This is a genomic window from Blastococcus sp. TF02-8 (assembly GCF_003319175.1).
Classification (GTDB): Bacteria; Actinomycetota; Actinomycetes; order Mycobacteriales; family Geodermatophilaceae; genus Blastococcus.
On record NZ_QOHK01000002.1, the window covers coordinates 578493 to 595889 of the forward strand.

The 17397-nt window shown below is 74.5% G+C and carries 20 protein-coding genes; 16 read left to right on the forward strand and 4 right to left on the reverse strand.

Annotated elements, in window-relative coordinates; genetic code table 11:
* Window positions 1-32 precede the first annotated feature (32 nt).
* A complete protein-coding gene (gene fdhD / locus DQ237_RS07000) occupies window positions 33-863 on the forward strand; it encodes a formate dehydrogenase accessory sulfurtransferase FdhD (protein WP_113798429.1) in 831 nt (276 codons plus the stop codon).
* 1 nt (window position 864) lies between these two features.
* Here fdhD and DQ237_RS07005 read toward each other — a convergent pair whose 3' ends face one another.
* From DQ237_RS07005 to glp, 4 genes are read right to left on the reverse strand one after another with little or no spacing between them, the layout of a single operon-like run.
* Window positions 865-1398: a DUF6578 domain-containing protein gene (locus DQ237_RS07005; protein ID WP_113798431.1), complete on the reverse strand. Its 534-nt coding sequence runs from the start codon at window positions 1396-1398 to the stop codon at window positions 865-867.
* A 2-nt stretch (window positions 1399-1400) separates the two neighbouring features.
* Window positions 1401-1904 carry a molybdenum cofactor biosynthesis protein B gene (locus tag DQ237_RS07010; RefSeq protein WP_113798433.1) on the reverse strand — a complete coding sequence of 168 codons (504 nt, stop codon included), beginning with the start codon at window positions 1902-1904 and terminating at the stop codon, window positions 1401-1403.
* Window positions 1901-2374 (reverse strand): cyclic pyranopterin monophosphate synthase MoaC, encoded by a 474-nt coding sequence (gene moaC / locus DQ237_RS07015; protein ID WP_113798435.1) that lies wholly within the window; start codon window positions 2372-2374, stop codon window positions 1901-1903. The genes DQ237_RS07010 and moaC overlap by 4 nt, the downstream gene beginning before the upstream one ends.
* The gene (glp, locus tag DQ237_RS07020) at window positions 2371-3573 is read right to left on the reverse strand and encodes a gephyrin-like molybdotransferase Glp (protein WP_113798607.1); all 1203 of its coding nucleotides are present in this window, start codon (window positions 3571-3573) and stop codon (window positions 2371-2373) included. The genes moaC and glp overlap by 4 nt, the downstream gene beginning before the upstream one ends.
* A gap of 89 nt (window positions 3574-3662) precedes the next feature.
* Here glp and DQ237_RS07025 point away from each other — a divergent pair, with 89 nt between their 5' ends.
* The 15 genes from DQ237_RS07025 (at window position 3663) to DQ237_RS07095 (ending at window position 17176) form a co-directional block, all read left to right on the forward strand.
* Window positions 3663-4148, forward strand: coding sequence for a carbonic anhydrase (locus tag DQ237_RS07025; protein WP_113798437.1), 486 nt, complete (start codon window positions 3663-3665; stop codon window positions 4146-4148).
* A 119-nt stretch (window positions 4149-4267) separates the two neighbouring features.
* Window positions 4268-5911, forward strand: coding sequence for a S8 family serine peptidase (locus DQ237_RS07030; RefSeq protein ID WP_113798439.1), 1644 nt, complete (start codon window positions 4268-4270; stop codon window positions 5909-5911).
* 216 nt (window positions 5912-6127) lie between these two features.
* Complete coding sequence (rplM, locus tag DQ237_RS07035) at window positions 6128-6571, forward strand: 50S ribosomal protein L13 (RefSeq protein WP_113798441.1); 444 nt, start codon at window positions 6128-6130, stop codon at window positions 6569-6571.
* The gene (gene rpsI, locus DQ237_RS07040) at window positions 6568-6987 is read left to right on the forward strand and encodes a 30S ribosomal protein S9 (RefSeq protein ID WP_113798443.1); all 420 of its coding nucleotides are present in this window, start codon (window positions 6568-6570) and stop codon (window positions 6985-6987) included. The genes rplM and rpsI overlap by 4 nt, the downstream gene beginning before the upstream one ends.
* Window positions 6988-7004: 17 nt before the next feature.
* On the forward strand, window positions 7005-8351 hold the full coding sequence (glmM, locus tag DQ237_RS07045; RefSeq protein WP_113798445.1) for a phosphoglucosamine mutase: 1347 nt from the start codon (window positions 7005-7007) through the stop codon (window positions 8349-8351).
* An 81-nt stretch (window positions 8352-8432) separates the two neighbouring features.
* Window positions 8433-10310: a glutamine--fructose-6-phosphate transaminase (isomerizing) gene (gene glmS, locus DQ237_RS07050; protein WP_113798447.1), complete on the forward strand. Its 1878-nt coding sequence runs from the start codon at window positions 8433-8435 to the stop codon at window positions 10308-10310.
* Between the two features lie 128 nt (window positions 10311-10438).
* Window positions 10439-10828: a holo-ACP synthase gene (locus DQ237_RS07055; protein ID WP_113798609.1), complete on the forward strand. Its 390-nt coding sequence runs from the start codon at window positions 10439-10441 to the stop codon at window positions 10826-10828.
* Window positions 10825-12285, forward strand: coding sequence for an NAD(P)H-hydrate dehydratase (locus tag DQ237_RS07060; RefSeq protein WP_113798449.1), 1461 nt, complete (start codon window positions 10825-10827; stop codon window positions 12283-12285). Before DQ237_RS07055 ends, DQ237_RS07060 begins: the two co-directional genes overlap by 4 nt.
* Window positions 12282-13418, forward strand: a complete 1137-nt coding sequence (gene alr / locus DQ237_RS07065) for an alanine racemase (protein ID WP_113798451.1) — start codon at window positions 12282-12284, stop codon at window positions 13416-13418. Before DQ237_RS07060 ends, alr begins: the two co-directional genes overlap by 4 nt.
* The gene (locus DQ237_RS07070; RefSeq protein WP_113798453.1) at window positions 13418-14599 is read left to right on the forward strand and encodes an alpha/beta fold hydrolase; all 1182 of its coding nucleotides are present in this window, start codon (window positions 13418-13420) and stop codon (window positions 14597-14599) included. Before alr ends, DQ237_RS07070 begins: the two co-directional genes overlap by 1 nt.
* Window positions 14596-15225 carry a uracil-DNA glycosylase gene (locus DQ237_RS07075; protein WP_113798455.1) on the forward strand — a complete coding sequence of 210 codons (630 nt, stop codon included), beginning with the start codon at window positions 14596-14598 and terminating at the stop codon, window positions 15223-15225. The genes DQ237_RS07070 and DQ237_RS07075 overlap by 4 nt, the downstream gene beginning before the upstream one ends.
* Window positions 15222-15677: a tRNA (adenosine(37)-N6)-threonylcarbamoyltransferase complex ATPase subunit type 1 TsaE gene (gene tsaE, locus DQ237_RS07080; protein WP_113798457.1), complete on the forward strand. Its 456-nt coding sequence runs from the start codon at window positions 15222-15224 to the stop codon at window positions 15675-15677. The genes DQ237_RS07075 and tsaE overlap by 4 nt, the downstream gene beginning before the upstream one ends.
* Window positions 15674-16189, forward strand: a complete 516-nt coding sequence (locus DQ237_RS07085; RefSeq protein WP_113798458.1) for a GNAT family N-acetyltransferase — start codon at window positions 15674-15676, stop codon at window positions 16187-16189. The genes tsaE and DQ237_RS07085 overlap by 4 nt, the downstream gene beginning before the upstream one ends.
* 9 nt (window positions 16190-16198) lie before the next feature.
* Window positions 16199-16753: a GNAT family N-acetyltransferase gene (locus DQ237_RS07090; RefSeq protein WP_205730099.1), complete on the forward strand. Its 555-nt coding sequence runs from the start codon at window positions 16199-16201 to the stop codon at window positions 16751-16753.
* A gap of 9 nt (window positions 16754-16762) precedes the next feature.
* Window positions 16763-17176 carry a PPOX class F420-dependent oxidoreductase gene (locus DQ237_RS07095; RefSeq protein ID WP_113798460.1) on the forward strand — a complete coding sequence of 138 codons (414 nt, stop codon included), beginning with the start codon at window positions 16763-16765 and terminating at the stop codon, window positions 17174-17176.
* The last annotated feature ends 221 nt before the right edge of the window (window positions 17177-17397 follow it).

Consider the following 17397-nt stretch of genomic DNA (forward strand, 5'->3'; position numbering starts at 1 on the left):
GTAGAGCTCCGAGGCTGGGTACCGTCGCCCCCGTGGGACGAGTCACCAGCCGCACCCCGGTGCTGCGCATCCGCGGCGCGCAGCACACCACCCGGCCCGACACCGTGGCGGCCGAGGAGCCGCTGGAGATCCGGCTGGGCGGCACCGCGCTCGCGGTGACGATGCGGACCCCCGGTGACGACTTCGACCTCGTGCACGGTTTCCTCGCCACCGAAGGGGTCATCTCCGGCGCGGACGACGTCGCCGGGCTGCGGTACTGCGACTCCGTCGACGCCGACGGGCGGAACACCTACAACGTGGTCGACGTCGACCTGGCGCCCGGCGTGCCCATCCCCGACACGGGGCTGGAGCGGAACTTCTACACCTCCAGCTCCTGCGGCGTCTGCGGCAAGGCGAGCATCGACGCCATCCGGACCAAGACCTCCTTCGACGTCGCCGGCGACCCGGCCCGGCTGCCGCTGGAGGTGCTGCTGGCGTTGCCCGACCGGCTGCGCGCCGAGCAGCAGGTGTTCGACAAGACCGGGGGCCTGCACGCCGCCGGGCTGTTCACCGCCGGCGGCGAGCTGCGCGCCCTGCGCGAGGACGTGGGGCGGCACAACGCCGTGGACAAGGTGATCGGCGACGGCGTGCGCGCGGGCCGGCTCCCGCTGGCCGGCCACGTGCTCATGGTGAGCGGGCGGGCGAGCTTCGAGCTCACCCAGAAGGCGGCGATGGCCGGCATCCCGGTGCTCGCCGCGGTGTCGGCCCCGTCGTCCCTGGCGGTGGAGCTGGCCCGCGAAGTCGGCATCACGCTGGTCGGCTTCCTGCGCGGCGACGGCTGCAACGTCTACACGCATCCCGAGCGGATCGTGCTGCCCGACTAGGTCACGGCGCCACGTCGACGTGCACGACGACCCCGGACGGCTGCCGGTGGTGGTTGTGCGGGAGCGGGCCCGCGAGCGCGGCGTAGTCCTCCCAGTCGGTCCACGAACCGCCGTCCGTGACCGGCCAGGTGGACCACCCGTCCGGCACGTCCTCCCAGTGGCCATCGCGCGTCTTCCGCTGGGTCCCGATCACCAGGGACACCTCTCCGGCCCGCCCTCGGGTCGGGGGGACCGCCGCGGGCACGAAGCCGTGCGCCAGGGCCAGCAGTGCGCCCCGGAACGGGACTGCGCCGGGCTCCCGCCGCCACGCCGCCACCGGCCCACGCGTGATCACCAGGCCCGACTCGACCCCGATGTGATCGCTCTCGTAACCGCCGAGACGCAGGGTGGCCTCGGCCGCCCAGCGGATCTCGAACGCCGCTGGGTGCTCCGGGTCGTCGTACCAGGCGAGCCTCCACTCCACGGCGTCCCCGACGGACGGGACCGGTAGGCAGCAGTCGATCTCCCAGGCGCTCAGGAACACCGGGATGCGCACGGTCAGCCCTGCGGGTGGTCGCCGCCGCGGAGCTGGCTGACCACGTGGGGGAGCAGCGGTCCCAGGACCGCCAGCCCGTCCTTCACGCCGCCGGTCGAGCCGGGCAGGTTGACGATCAGCGTCCGTCCGGCCGTCCCGGCCAGCCCGCGGGAGAGCACCGCCGTCGGGACACCGCTGTCGGCGCCGTACCGGCGGACGGCGTCGGCGATCCCCGGCGCCTCGCGCTCGAGCACGGCGCGGGTCGCCTCGGGGGTGACGTCGGTGGGGGAGAGGCCGGTGCCCCCGGTGGTGACGACGAGGTCGGCGCCCAGGTCGACTGCGTTCCGCAGCACGGCGGCGAGCTCGTCCACGTCGTCGGGGCGCACGTGGGGGCCCTCGACCGCGAAGCCGAGCTCGCGCAGACCGGCGGCGAGGACCTGACCGCTGCGGTCCTCGTAGACGCCGGCCGACGCCCGGTTGGAGGCGGTGACGACGACGGCGCGCGCCCCCGCCGGGAGGTCGCTCATCGCGTCCAGACCCCGCTCTTGCCGCCGGACTTCCGGAGCAGGCGCACGTCGGTGATGGCTGCCCGCGGGTCGACCGCCTTCACCATGTCGATCATCGTCAGCCCGGCCACGGTGACGGCGGTCAACGCCTCCATCTCCACCCCGGTGCGGTCGGCGGTGCGGGCGGTCGCGGTGATCTCGACCGCCTCGTCGACGACCTCGATGTCGACGGTCACGCCGTGGAGGGCGATCGGGTGGCACAGCGGAACCAGGTCCGGCGTCCGCTTGGCGCCGGCGATGCCGGCGATCCGGGCGACGGCGACGGCGTCGCCCTTGGGCACGCCCTTCCCGCGCAGCAGGTCGACGACCTCGGCGCTGACCAGGACCCGGCCCGCAGCGGTGGCCTCGCGGGCGGTGACCTCCTTGGCGCTGACGTCGACCATGCGCGCCGCGCCGGTCTCGTCCACGTGCGTGAGGCGGGCATGGGTCACTGGAGGGCTCCTTCGATCAGCACGACGTCGACGTGTGCTCCTGCCGGCAGCTCGGTGACGTCCTCGGGCACGACGACCAGGCAGTTCGCCCGGGCGAGGTGCGCCACGAGGTGCGAGCCGGGACCGCCGACCTGGGAGACGTCGCCGCCGTCGTACCGCCCGCGGAGGAACTGGCGGCGGCCGGCGGGGGACCGCAGGGGGCCGGTGAGCCGGGCGGGCGCCCTCAGCCGGGCAGGGGAGGAGTACCCGAGCGCGCGGCGCAGCGCCGGACGGACGAACACCTCGAAGGACACGAAGGCGCTGACCGGGTTGCCGGGCAGCGTCACCACGGGGACGCCGTCCACCGTGCCCGCGCCCTGCGGCCCGCCGGGCTGCATCGCGACCTTGCCGAACTCGACGGTGCCGAGCGTCCGGAAGGCGTCCTTGACCACCTCGTATGCGCCCGCGCTCACCCCGCCGCTGGTCACCAGGAGGTCAGCGGTGGCCAGCTCCCGGCGGACGGTGCTCAGGAACTGGTCGACGTCGTCGGGCACGAAGTGCAGCCGGCGGGGGATGCCCCCGGCCTCCTCGACGGCCGCGGCCAGGAGTACCGAGTTGGACTCGTAGATCTGGCCCCGGGCCAGGGGGCGGCCGGGCTCGACCAGCTCGCTGCCGGTGGACAGGATCAGCACCCGCGGACGGCGGCGCACGGTCAGCTCGGTCACGCCGACGGCCGCCGCCAGCCCCAGCTGCGCCGCGCCCAGGGGCGCCCCGGCGGTGAGGGCGACCGCCCCGACCGCGATGTCCTCGCCGGCAGCGCGCAGGTGGGTGCCGGCGTCGGGGCGGTCCCGGATCTCGACGACCTCCGTGCCGCCGTCGGTCAGCTCCACGGGGACGACGACGTCGGCACCGGGCGGCAGCGGGGCGCCGGTCATGATGCGGTGGACGGTGCCGGGTGCCAGCGGCACGACGTCGCTGCGGCCGGCGGGGATGTCCTCGGCCACCGGCAGCCGGACGGGGCCGCCGTCGGGACCGGCCAGTTCGGCCCAGCGCCCGGCGTAGCCGTCCATGGCGGAGTTGTCGAAGCCGGGTAGCGGGACCTGGGCGACGACGTCGCGCGCGAGCACCCGCCCGTGCGCCTCGGCGAGCGGGATCGTCTCCTCGGGCATGGCGGGCAGCAGGGCGTCGACCACCGCCTGGTGTTCCTCGACCGTGCGCACGCGCCCATCCTGGCCGATCACCCCGTGGCGCACCTCGGCGGCCGCCGGATTACTGTCCCGGCACACAACGGGACGACCTGGAGGGTGACGTGGCGGAGATCGACCGGATGCTCGAGGCGAACGCGGCCTGGGCCGAGCGCTTCCCCGGCAGCAAGCCGGTGCGACCGGCTCGCAAGGTGGCCGTCGTCGCCTGCATGGACGCGCGCATCCCGCTCTTCGGCGTGCTGGGCCTCGAGGTGGGTGACGCGCACGTCATCCGCAACGCCGGCGGAGTCGTCACCGAGGACGTCATCCGGTCGCTGACCCTGAGCCAGCACGCGCTGGGCACCCGCGAGATCGTGCTGGTGCACCACACGAACTGCGGGCTGCAGACCACCGACGACGTCTCCTTCGCCGACACGGTCGAGGCAGCCACCGGCCGTCGTCCCCCGTGGGCGGCCCGGACGTTCACCGACGTCGACGACGACGTCCGCGAGTCGATCCGGCTCATCAAGGAGAGCCCCTACCTGCTCTCGCACGAGGTGCGCGGCACGGTCTACGACGTCGACTCGGGGCGGCTGCGCGAGGTCGTGTGACCGGCCGGCGCGCCGCTCCGTGAGGAGCTGCTCGCTCGGCGTGCGAGTGATCTGGATCACCGCTAGCGTCCGATCCGCCGTGCTCACGGCGCGTATCCGGACCGAAACGGAGCAGCAGCATGCACTTCTCCGGACGGCGACTCGGTCGCCTCCTCGTCGGCACCGCGGTCATCGCCGCGACCGGCGTCATCACCCCGACGGCGGCCACCGCCGCACCCGCGGGGAGCACCGGCCCTGCCCAGACCTACCTGGTCGTGTTCAAGGGCAGCGCCAGTCCGGCCGACGCGGCGCGGACCGTCGCGGCGGCCGGCGGCAGCGTCGTCACCGACTACCGCCAGATCGGCGTCCTGGTCGCGCGCAGCGGCAACGCCGCCTTCGCCGACCGGGTCGAGGCCGACCGGCGGGTCGAGGGCGTCTCGGCGACCGCGGGTTACGCCACCCGGCTGGAGGACGTCGAGGCCGAAGGGCCCCCCGCCGGGGACCTGCCGAACGCGCCGGCCACCGACGCCGACACGTTCAGCGGTCTCCAGTGGGACATGCGCCAGATGCACACCCCGGAGGCGCACGCCATCACCGGGGGCAGCCGGGAGGTCGTGGTCGGGACCATCGACACCGGCGTCGACTACCGCCACCCGGACCTGCGGGCCAACATCTCCGACGCCGACAGCGCCAACTGCCTCAGCGGCGCGCCGGTGCAGGGTGCGGCCGCCGCTGCCGACGACAACGGCCACGGCACCCACACCGCCGGGACGATCGCCGCGGCCTCGAACGGGGCCGGGATCGTCGGCGTCGCGCCGAACGTCCGGGTCGCCGGCATCAAGGCCGCGACGGCCGAGGGGTACTTCTTCCCCGAGGCGGTGGTCTGCTCGTTCGTCTGGGCCGGTGACCGGGGCATCGACGTGACGAACAACAGCTACTTCGTCGACCCCTACCTCTTCAACTGCCGCAACGAGGCCGACCAGCGGGCCATCTGGAAGGCCGTGCAGCGCGCGGTCCGCTACGCCCAGCAGAAGGGCGTCACCGTCGTCGCCTCCGAGGGCAACAACTCCGAGGACCTGTCGCACCCGACGGCGGACGCCACCAGCCCCGACTTCCCGCCGGGCTCCGAGCAGGAGCGCGAGGTCACCAACGCGTGCGTGGTCCTGCCGGTCGAGCTGCCCGGCGTCATCGGTGTGACCGCCACCGGAAGCCTCGAGCAGGGCACCGCCGCCGGTCGGTACGCGGACGACCTGAAGTCCTACTACTCCTCCTACGGTGTCAGCACCGCGGACGTCGCCGCTCCCGGTGGGGACTTCTACTTCCGCGGATCCGACGCGGGTGCCCAGGCGATCCAGGGCCAGGTGCTCTCCACCTGGCCGTCGGACCTGCCCTGCTCCCGCAGTCGGCAGGAGCCGACCGGGGACGCGAGCTACCCGACGGCCGTGTACTGCGGCATCCAGGGCACCTCGATGGCGGGGCCGCACGTGGCGGGCCTCGCCGCCCTGGTGATCAGCCGCTACGGCGACCTGCGCAACGGGTCGGCCTCCATGCAGCCGGGCCGGGTGGCCTCGATCATCGAGGGCACGGCCGACCCGCAGGCATGCCCGACGGTTCTGCCGGTGGCCACCTCCGGCAGCCGGGCCGGTACGCCCTACGCCGCGTTCGTGGGCTCGGAGAGCGGCGCCGTGCAGCAGTGCCAGGGCAACGGCGGCCACACCTCCTGGTACGGCGCCGGGCAGGTCGACGCCCTCGCCGCGGTCACGGGGAACCGCGCCAACGGCTGACCCGGGCGGGTTGCACGGCGGGGCCGGTCGCGGGGGACCGCGGCCGGCCCCGTCCCGTCCGCACCCGCGAGGGGAAGGGGCGCACCGTGCTGCTGGTATCGTGGGCGGCTGACGCGCGCGAGCCGGCTGGTGCTGCGCGCGTCGTTCCACGTCTCCCGTCCTCGGTGAGGCGAACCGACCAGCCATCCCGACGACGACGCAAGGAGTCGAGCGCCCGTGCGCACGTACACCCCCAAGCCCGGCGAGGTCGCCCGGGCCTGGCACGTCATCGACGCCACTGATGTGGTGCTCGGTCGACTGGCCAGCCAGACCGCGCAGCTCCTGCGCGGCAAGCACAAGCCCCAGTACGCCCCGCACGTCGACGTCGGCGACTTCGTCGTCATCGTGAACGCGGGCAAGGTGGCGCTGACCGGTTCCAAGCGCGACGACAAGCGCGCCTACCGGCACTCCGGTCACCCGGGTGGTCTCAAGACCATCAACGTGGGCGACCAGCTCCGCACGCACCCCGACCGCGTCATCGAGCGCGCGATCAAGGGCATGCTGCCGCACAACACCCTCGGCCGTCAGATGATCAAGAAGCTGAAGGTCTACGCCGGCCCGGAGCACCCGCACGCCGCGCAGCAGCCCCAGACCTACGAGATCAAGCAGGTGGCCCAGTGACCAGCGCACTGACCGTGACCGACGCCGACGGGCGTCCGGTCCAGACCGTCGGCCGGCGCAAGGAGGCCGTCGTCCGCGTGCGGCTGCTGCCCGGCACCGGCCAGTTCAAGCTCAACGGCCGCACCCTCGAGGAGTACTTCCCGAACAAGGTGCACCAGCAGCTCATCCGTGAGCCGTTCGTGACCCTCGAGAAGGGCGAGCAGTACGACGTCGTGGGCATCCTCAAGGGTGGCGGCGTCACGGGCCAGGCCGGCGCGCTGCGCCTGGCCATCGCCCGCGCCCTCATCGAGGTCGAGGCCGAGGACCGTCCGGCCCTCAAGAAGGCCGGCTTCCTGACCCGTGACGCTCGCGTCAAGGAGCGCAAGAAGTACGGGCTCAAGAAGGCCCGCAAGGCGCCTCAGTACTCCAAGCGCTGACCGGTACGGCGTCGTCCATGGGGGGGAGACTCTTCGGGACCGACGGCGTACGGGGTCGGGCCAACTCCGACCTCACGCCGGAGCTGGCTCTCTCGGTGGCTCGTGCCGCCGCAGGCGTGCTCGCCGACCGCGACGGGACCTCGCGTCCCGTCGCGGTCGTCGGCCGTGATCCCCGTGCCAGCGGGGAGATGCTCGAGGCCGCCGTCGTGGCCGGCCTGACGAGTGCCGGAGCAGAGGTGCTCCTCGCCGGCGTGGTCCCCACGCCGGCGCTGGCCTACCTGACCGGTCGCAGCGGCGCCGACCTCGGCGTCATGATCTCGGCCAGCCACAACCCCATGCCGGACAACGGCATCAAGCTCTTCAGTCGCGGCGGGCACAAGCTCCCCGACGCCCTCGAGGCCGCCATCGAGCAGACCGTCGCCTCCGCGTCCTCCGCGGGCCACCGGCCCACCGGCGCGGGGATCGGCCGCGTCCGCGCCCTCGCCGACGGCACCGAGGCCTACCTCGAGCACCTGCTCTCCACCGTCGACCGGCCGCTGTCCGGTCTCTCCGTCGTCGTCGACGGCGCGCACGGCGCGGCTGCCGGCGCCGCGCCCGAGGTCTACCGCCGCGCCGGGGCCACCGTGCACGCGATCGGCTGCGAGCCCGACGGCTGGAACATCAACGACGGCATCGGCTCGACGCATCTCGGCCCGCTGGTCGAGGCCGTGCGAGCGCACGGGGCGGACATCGGCATCGCGCACGACGGTGACGCCGACCGCTGCCTCGCCGTCTCCGCCTCCGGCGACGTGGTCGACGGCGACGCGATCCTCGCGATCTGCGCGCTGGCGCTGCACGAGCGGGGCGGGCTGAAGTCCGACACCGTCGTCGCGACCGTGATGAGCAACCTCGGCTTCCACCACGCGATGCGAGACGCCGGGATCGCGGTGCACACCACCGCCGTCGGCGACCGCTACGTGCTGGAGGCCCTGCGCGCGCAGGACCTCAGCCTCGGCGGCGAGCAGAGCGGGCACCTGGTGTTCCTCGAGCACGCCACCACCGGAGACGGTCTCCTGACCGGGCTCGCGCTGCTCTCCCGCATGGCCGCGACCGGTTCCTCCCTGGCCGAGCTCGCGTCGGTGGTCCGCCGGCTGCCGCAGGTGCTGGTCAACGTGCCCGTGCACGACCGGCTGGCCGTCGCCGAGAGCGACGAGGTCGCCGCCGCGGTCAACGCCGTGGAGGAGGAGCTCGGGGAGTCCGGCCGCGTGCTCCTCCGCCCGTCCGGCACCGAGCAGCTCGTGCGGGTCATGGTGGAGGCGCCGACGCAGGAGCTGGCCGACGAGGTCGCCCACCGTCTCGCCGATGTGGTGGCCCGGGTCGGCTGACCCACCGGGGCCTCACCCTCGGGGGTCCCTCGCGGTCGTGGTTCTCCGCTGGCCGAGCCGGACGCCGGTACCCTCGGTCCAATGTGCGGAATCGTGGGTTACGTCGGTCCGCAGGGCGCGCTGGACGTCGTCCTGGAGGGCCTCCGCCGGCTGGAGTACCGCGGGTACGACTCCGCCGGTGTCGCCGTCCTCTCCGACGGAGAGCTGAGCACGGCCAAGAAGGCCGGGAAGCTGGCCAACCTGGAGAAGGTGCTCGCCGAGGAGCCACTCCCGTCGTCCACGATCGGCATCGGGCACACCCGCTGGGCCACCCACGGTGGACCGACCGACCGCAACGCCCACCCGCACCTCTCCGCCGACGGCAAGGTGGCGGTCGTCCACAACGGGATCATCGAGAACTTCGCCCTGCTGCGGGCCGAGATCGAGGCCACCGGCACGGAGTTCAGCTCCGAGACCGACACCGAGGTCGTCGCCCACCTGCTGGCCGCCGTCTACCGGGAGACGCCTGCGGGCGAGGGCCGGCTCGCGGAGGCCATGCGCGCGGTGAGCCGCCGCCTGGACGGCGCCTTCACCCTGGTCGCCACCCACGCCGACGAGCCCGACACCCTGGTCGCGTCGCGCCGCAACAGCCCGCTGGTGGTCGGCATCGGAGAGACGGCCGACGGTACGGCTGAATACTTCCTGGGCTCCGACGTGGCCGCGTTCATCGGGCACACCCGCAACGCCCTGGAGCTCGGGCAGGACCAGGTCGTCGAGCTGCACCGCACCCGCGGCGCCACGGTCACCGACTTCGCCGGCGCCCCGGTCGAGCCGACGTCCTACACCGTCGACTGGGACGCCGCCGCCGCCGAGAAGGGCGGCTACCCCTGGTTCATGCTCAAGGAGATCGCCGAGCAGCCGCAGGCGGTCGCCGACACCCTGCTGGGCCGGCTGGGTGAGAGCGGCGAGCTGGTGCTCGACGAGGTCCGGCTCTCCGACCAGGAGCTGCGCGACATCGACAAGGTGTTCGTGGTCGCCTGCGGCACCGCGTACCACGCCGGGCTCATCGCCAAGTACGCCATCGAGCACTGGACCCGCATACCGGTCGAGGTCGAGGTCGCCAGCGAGTTCCGCTACCGCGACCCGGTGCTGGACCGGTCCACGCTGGTCGTCGTCATCAGCCAGTCCGGCGAGACGATGGACACCCTGATGGCGCTGCGCCACGCCCGCGAGCAGAAGGCGCGCGTGCTGGCCATCTGCAACGCGAACGGCTCGACCATCCCGCGCGAGTCCGACGCGGTGCTCTACACGCACGCGGGCCCGGAGGTCGCGGTTGCCTCGACGAAGGGCTTCCTGACCCAGGTCGTCGCCTGCTACCTGGTCGGGCTCTTCCTCGCCCAGGTGCGTGGCGTGAAGTACGAGGACGAGATCGCCGCCATCGTCGACGACCTCCGCCGGCTGCCCGAGGCCGTGGCGAAGGTGCTCGAGCAGATGGAGCCGGTGCGGGAGCTGGGCCGCGAGCTCGCCGATGCGAACACGATCTTGTTCCTCGGCCGGCACGTCGGGTTCCCCGTGGCGCTGGAGGGTGCACTCAAGCTCAAGGAGCTCGCCTACATCCACGCCGAGGGCTTCGCCGCCGGGGAGCTGAAGCACGGGCCGATCGCGGTCGTCGACCAGGGCACCCCGGTCGTGGTCGTCGTCCCGTCGCCCCGCAGCCGCAACTCCGTGCACGGCAAGGTGGTCTCCAACATCCAGGAGGTCCGCGCCCGCGGGGCCCGCACGATCGTGATCGCCGAGGAGGGCGACGAGGACGTCGTCCCCTTCGCCGACCACCTGATCCGGGTGCCTCGCACGCCCACCCTCATGGCGCCGGTGGTCACCACGGTGCCGCTGCAGGTGCTCGCCTGCGAGATCGCCGACACCCGCGGCTTCGACGTCGACCAGCCCCGCAACCTGGCGAAGTCCGTCACCGTCGAGTGACCTCCCTGGTGATCAGGTCTCCTGATCACCACGGGTCCTCCCTCGTGGTCGACCGTGAGGGAGGACCTCACACGGTGAGGGAGGACGGCGGTCCGGCGCTCGGGACGCCGACCCGGCACTATGGCCTCGTGATCATCGGGGTCGGGATCGACGTGGTGCCGGTGGAGCGGTTCGCGGAGTCGCTCGTCCGTACGCCGGGGCTGCGCGACCGCCTGTTCACCGCGGCGGAGCAGGTGACGCCCTCCGGCAGTCCGCGCACCGGCGAGTCGCTGGCTGCCCGGTTCGCCGCGAAGGAGGCCCTCGCCAAGGCGTTGGGCGCTCCCGGCGACCTGCACTGGCACGACGCCGAGGTCACCGTCGGCGAGCACGGACGCCCCCACCTGGAGGTGCGCGGATCGGTCGCCGGCCGGGCTGCCCAGCTGGGCGTCACCGGCTGGCACGTCTCGCTCAGCCACGACGGCGGCATCGCGTCGGCGGTCGTGGTCGCCGAGGGCCTCGCGACGGGCGCCGGCTCGTGATCGGACTGCACACGGCCGCGCAGGTGCGTGGTGCAGAGGAACCGCTCCTGGCCGCACTGCCCGACGGCGCCCTGATGCAGCGCGCTGCGACCGGCCTCGGCACCTTCTGCCTGCGACTGCTCGGCAGCCCCTACGGCGCCCGGGTCGTCCTCCTCGTCGGCGCCGGCAACAACGGCGGCGACGCCCTCCACGCCGGGGCGCTGCTGGCCGGGCGCGGCGCGCGGGTCACCGCCGTCCTCCTCGATCCCGACCGCGCCCACCCCGGCGGGCTCGCCGCCCTCCGCCGGCAGGGCGGGCGCACCGCCTCCCCGCACGCCGCCGGGCCGCTCCTCGACCGGGCCGACCTGGTGCTCGACGGGATCGTCGGCCTCGGCGGCACCGGCGGACTGCGGGCGCCGGCGGCCGCGGTGGTGGAACGGGCGGCGGCCGGACCGGCGCTGATGGTGGCCGTCGACGTCCCCAGCGGGGTGGACGCCGACACCGGCGCGGTCGAGGGCGCCGCTTTCCCGGCCACCCACACGGTGACGTTCGGTGCGGTCAAGCCCGGGCTCGTCGTGGGGGAGGGCCGCGCGCACGCCGGCGAGGTGCACCTCGTCGACATCGGCCTCGACCTGCAACCCCCCTCGGCGTGGCAGCTCACCGATGCCGACGCCGCCGTCCGGCTGCCCGTGCCGGAGGCCGGTGACGACAAGTACTCGCAGGGCGTCGTGGGCGTGGTGGCCGGGTCGGCCACCTACCCGGGTGCCGGCGTGCTGTGCACCGGGGCGGCGCTGCGCACCCGGCCGGGCCTGGTGCGGTACGCGGGGGCGGCCGCCGACGGAGTACGGGCCGCCTGGCCGGAGGCGATCGTCACCGACGGGCGTCCCTCGGACGCCGGCCGGGTGCAGGCCTGGGTGATCGGCCCGGGGATGGGAACCGACGACGCCGCCCGCGCCGTGCTGACCGAGGTCCTGGCCACCGACCTGCCGGTGCTGGTGGACGCCGACGCGCTGACGATGCTCGCCCAGGCACCGGACCTGGTCCGGGGCCGCGCGGCGGCCACCGTGCTGACCCCGCACGACCGGGAGTTCGCCCGCTTCGGCTCCGAGGTGGACGGCGACCGCGTGGGCTCGGCCCGGCGGCTCGCGGGCGACCTGGGCGCGGTCGTCCTCCTCAAGGGCGAGGCCACGGTCGTCGCCGACCCCGACGGCACCGCCTACGTCAACGCGACCGGCACCACGTGGCTCGCCACGGCGGGCACCGGCGACGTGCTGTCCGGGATCGCGGGCGCGCTGCTGGCGACCGGTCTGCCGCCGGTCGAGGCGGCCGCCGTGGCCGCGCACCTGCACGGCCGGGCCGGGCAGCTGGCCGCGGCGGAGGGCCCGCTCATCGCCGGGGACGTGGTGCGGCACCTGCCCGCCGCGATCGACCGGGTGCGCGTCGGACGTCCGGTCCGCCTGCCAGACTCGGAGCCGTGACGAACGGGACGGGGGCCGAGATCGTCGTCGACCTCGATACGATCGCAGCGAACACGGCGGTGCTCCGCGAGCGCGTGGGCAGGCCGCTGATGGCGGTGGTGAAGGCCGACGGGTACGGGCACGGGCTGTTGCCGGCCGCGCGGGCCGCACTGGCCGGGGGCGCCGACCAGCTCGGTGTCGCCGTCCTCGCCGAGGCCCTCGCCCTGCGCGCCGGGGGCGTCACCGCCCCGGTGCTGGCCTGGCTGCACGGCCCCGGTGCCGACTTCGCCGCGGCGCTCACCGCCGACATCGAGGTGTCGGTCAACGCGGTCTGGGCGCTCGACGAGGTCGTCGCCGCCGCACGGGCCACGGGCCGCACCGCACGCCTGCACCTGTTCGTCGACACCGGGCTCTCCCGCGAGGGCGCCACGACGACGGAGTGGCCGGAACTCGTGGCGGCAGCCGCCCGCGCCCAGGCCGACGGCGACGTCACCGTCGTCGGCGTCTGGAGCCACCTGGCCTACGCCGACGCACCCACCCACCCGACCATCGCCGCCCAGATCCGCGTGTTCGAGGAGGCGGTCGGCATCGCCCGCGCGGCCGGTCTCACCGACGTCCGCCGGCACCTGGCCAACTCGGCGGCCACCGTCGCGCTCCCCGACACCTGGTTCGACATGGTGCGGCCCGGTGTCGCCGTCTACGGGCTGGACCCCCTGGGTGGCGACGCCGCCGCGCACGGTCTGCGGCCGGCGATGACGGTGCGGGCGCGGGTGGCGCTGGCCAAGCGGGTCCCCGCCGGGTCCGGCGTCTCCTACGGCCACACGTACACGACCCCCGCCGAGACGACGCTGGCGCTCGTCCCGGTCGGGTACGCCGACGGCGTGCCCCGGGCCGGCGGGAACCGCGCCCCCGTCCTGGCGGCCGGCGCGCAGCGGTCCATCGCCGGCCGGGTGTGCATGGACCAGTTCGTCGTCGACGTCGGGGACGCCACGGTCGCGCCCGGTGACGAGGTGGTGCTCTGGGGACCCGGCGACGGAGGGGAGCCGACGGCGCAGCAGTGGGCCGATGCGACGGGCACCATCCACTACGAGCTGGTCACCCGCATCGGCGGGCGGTTCTCGCGCCGCTACGTCGGCACGGCGGGAGCGGTCTGATGGTCCGCGGGGGAACACCGGCCCACAAGCACCCGCGGGCGCACACCGCCGGGGTCGTCGGCGCCGTCCTCGGCCTGGCGGCGGCCGGGACGGCGGCGGGCGTGGCGGTGAGCCGGATGGCCGCGCGGCGGGTGCGGGCGACCGAGCTCGGCCCGGCCGCACAGCTGCCGGAGAACCTCACCGAGGGACAGCTGCGCCAGGCCGACCCGCTCGGCCTCGAGTCGCGGCCCGCCGACCGCACCGCGCTGGTGCAGACCGACGACGGCGTACTGCTGGCGGTCGAGGAGATCGGGCCGCGGGACGCCCCGCTGACCGTCGTCTTCGTGCACGGCTACACCCTCTCGATGGCCTCGTGGACCTTCCAGCGGCGCACGCTGGCCGAGGAGCTGGCCACGGAGAACGGTCACCGGCCGGACGCGCGACTGGTCTTCTTCGACCAGCGGGGGCACGGTGCCTCCGGCCGCGGGAAGTCGGAGAACTCGACGATCGAGCAGCTCGCCCGCGACCTGACGGCGATCCTGGACGCCCGCGTGCCGCGTGGCCCCGTGGTGCTGGTGGGGCACTCCATGGGTGGCATGACGATCATGGGCCTGGCCGCCCTGCGGCCGGAGCTCTTCGGCAGCCGGATCGTCGGCGTCGCGCTGCTGTCGACCTCCAGCGGCAACCTGGCCGACCTGAACTTCGGCCTTCCCGAGCTGCTCACCCGGGTGCGCGCCACGGTGCTCCCGGTCGCTGCCTGGACCATGCGGCACCGGCCCGCCTTCGCCGAGCGCACCCGCCGGGTGGCCGCCGACCTGGTCTCGGCGGCGACGCGCGCGCTGTCGTTCGGCTCTCCCGACATCGATCCGGCGCTGACCCGCTACGTGGACGCGATGATCGCCGGCACCCCCGTCGACGTGATCGCGGAGTTCTACCCCGCGCTCGCGGGCCTGGACGAGACCGGATCGCTGGAGCCGCTGCGGGGGATCCCCACGCTGGTGCTCACCGGTGACGCGGACAAGCTGATCCCCCAGCAGCACAGCGACCTGATCGTCGAGCGGCTGCCGGACGCCGAGTACGTGGTCGTGCCCGGTGCCGGGCACATGGTGCAGCTGGAGCGGCCCGCGGAGGTCAGCGCCGCGCTCACCGCCCTGCTGCGCCGAGCCGGAGCCGTCCGGCCGAGCGGGCGGACGACGCGGTGAGCCCGGTGGGTCTGGACCACGACGCCCGCACGGTCGCCGCGACCGCAGCAGCGGCTCCCGACTGGACGGCGCTGGCCGCGGCGGCCCGTACCTGCGTGGCGTGCCCGGAGCTCGCCGCGACCCGGCAGCACGTCGTGGTCGGGGACGTGCCGGCGACCGGGCGGCCGCGGCTGGTGCTGGTGGGCGAGGCGCCGGGGGCGACGGAGGACGAGACCGGCCGCCCGTTCGTCGGGAAGTCCGGGGCGCTGCTGGACCTGCTGCTCGCCGAGTCCGGGCTGGACCGCGCCGAGGCGGCGGTGCTGAACGTGGTGAAGTGCCGGCCGCCGGCCAACCGCACCCCGAAGGCGCCGGAGGTGGCGCGGTGCAGCGGGTGGCTGAGGCGTCAGCTGGACCTGCTCGATGCCCCTGTCGTCGTGGCGCTGGGACTGTCGTCGGCCAAGTGGTTCCTCGGGCCGCGCACCGTGCTCGCGGCCGTGCGGGGGCGCCCGCACGAGGTCGACGGCCGTGCGGTGTGGGCCACCTACCACCCGTCCGCGGCCATCCGGTTCGGCCCGAACGGTGCACCGCGGGCGGGCCTGCTGGCCGACCTCACCGCGGTCGCCGCGACCCTGGAAGGAGCCGCGTGAACCGCGAGCACGTGCTGGCGACTCTCGCCGCCACCCACGACCTCGGCCGGCGGTTGGCCGCGATCGCGCGGCCCGGCGACCTGCTCGTGCTGGTCGGCCCGCTCGGCGCGGGCAAGACCGCGCTGACCCAGGGGATCGGCGCCGGTCTCGGCGTGCGGGAGCCGGTGACCTCGCCGACCTTCGTCATCGCCCGGGTCCACCGGGACGGCCGGATCCCCCTGGTGCACGTCGACGCCTACCGGCTCGGCGGGCACGCCGACGTCGACGACCTCGACCTCGACGCCTCGACCGAGGAGTCGGTCACCGTGGTCGAGTGGGGGCAGGGGCTGGTGGAGCAGTTGGCCGACGAGCACCTCGAGGTGCGCCTGGACCGGCGCGAGGACGACGTGCGCACCGCGGTCCTGGTGCCGCACGGCCCGGGCTGGGAGCAGCGCCTGGACGCGCTCGGGTGACGCGCCCGTCCGTGCGCGTCGTCCTGGCCCGCCACCCCCGGGAGGACGACGACCTCGCCACCGCGCTGTGGCGGTTGCAGCGCGCGGCCTACGCCGTGGAGGCTGAACTCATCGGCGACGACCGCATCCCGGCGCTGCACGAGGGCGTCGGAGATCTCGCGTCGGCGCCGCTGCACTGGGTGCTGGCCGAGGACGACGGGCGCCTGCTCGGGGCTCTGGCGTGGCGGGAGTCGACCGAGCAGCTCGAGGTGGACCGGCTGGTCGTCGAACCGGCCGCGCACCGGCGCGGCGTCGGGCGGGCGCTCGTGGAGGCGGTGGTGGAGCGGGCCGACGGCAGGGACGTGGTCGTCTCCACCGGCCGGGACAACGCGCCCGCACGGCGGCTGTACGAGCGCGCCGGCTTCTGCGAGCGCGGGGACCGCGAGGTGGTCCCCGGGCTGTGGGTGACCGACTACCGGCTGACCGGCGGTTCTCGTCCCGCTCCGGGAGCGGATGACCGCGAGGGTCGTTAGCCTGCCGCCGTGGCCACGGTGCGCCCGCCCCGGGTGGAGCTGGTGCAGCTCAGCGGCGAGACGCTGCGCGCCCTCGCCGACGGCGACCTGGCCGCTGCGGAGGCCGGGGCGCCGGTTCCGCTGAGCGACTACCTGGCCGGTCCGGAGTGCCGCTCGGTGTGGGAGATCCGCGCGGTGCAGGTCGTCGTCGACCCGCCGTCGGCCGGCTGGATCACCCGGGTGGTGTGGGACCCCGACCGGCAGCTCGCCGTCGGTCGGGCCGGCTTCCACGGGCCTCCGGACGAGCGCGGCATGGTGGAGGTGGGCTACGGGATCGACCCGGCCCACCGCCGCCGCGGCTACGCGGGGGCCGCCCTCGGGGCGATGCTGCAGCGAGTGGCTGCCGAGCCGGACGTCACCGTGGTCCGGGCGGCGGTCAGCCCGGAGAACACCGCCTCGCTCCGCGTGGTGCGCCGCCACGGGTTCGTGCCCGTCGGGGAGCAGATCGACGAGGTCGACGGTCTGGCGATCGTGCACGAGCTGCGCGTCCGGAACCGCGGGCATGACGGAGGCCCGCGCGGGTAGAGCGCGCACGTGGCAGACACCCAGGACGGCCCCGAACTCCACCCGGTCACCCGCGAGCTGGCCGAGGGGCCGAACTACGCGGCCATGAGCACGTTGCTGCCCAGTGGGCGCATCCAGACCCAGTACGTGTGGGTGCACACCGACGGTGCGCGGGTGTGCGTGAACACCGAGGTGCACCGGCAGAAGTTCAAGGACCTCGAGCGGGACCCGCGCGTGACCCTCGCGATCCTCGACGCCGGCAACCCGTACCGGTACGCGGAGGTGCGGGGTCGGGTGGTGGAGACCGAGCGGGGTGAGCGGGCCCGGGCGCAGATCGACGAGCTGTCGCAGAAGTACGACGGGCGGCAGTACCCGGCGGAGAACATCCACAGCGAGCGGGTCATCGTCTGGATCGAGCCGGAGCGCCAGACCATCGCCGGGTGACAGCCTCGGGAGCATCGCAGCGAGGGACGAGCGAGGAGCGGACCGGGGCGCGGAAGCCGGCGGTGTTCTCAGCCGGGTGACAGCCTCGGGAGCATCGCAGCGAGGGACGAGCGAGGAGCGGACCGGGGCGCGGAAGCCGGCGGTGTTCTCAGCCGGGTGACAGCCTCGGGAGCATCGCAGCGAGGGACGAGCGAGGAGCGGACCGGGGCGCGGAAGCCGGC

What these genes read in the sequence shown, in the direction of transcription:
- DQ237_RS07010 (WP_113798433.1), bottom strand. Translation starts at nt 1,904, where the DNA reads ATGAGCGACCTCCCGGCGGGGGCGCGCGCCGTCGTCGTCACCGCCTCC.
- DQ237_RS07030 (WP_113798439.1), top strand. Translation starts at nt 4,268, where the DNA reads ATGCACTTCTCCGGACGGCGACTCGGTCGCCTCCTCGTCGGCACCGCG.
- glmM (WP_113798445.1), top strand. Translation starts at nt 7,005, where the DNA reads ATGGGGGGGAGACTCTTCGGGACCGACGGCGTACGGGGTCGGGCCAAC.
- glmS (WP_113798447.1), top strand. Translation starts at nt 8,433, where the DNA reads ATGTGCGGAATCGTGGGTTACGTCGGTCCGCAGGGCGCGCTGGACGTC.
- DQ237_RS07070 (WP_113798453.1), top strand. Translation starts at nt 13,418, where the DNA reads ATGGTCCGCGGGGGAACACCGGCCCACAAGCACCCGCGGGCGCACACC.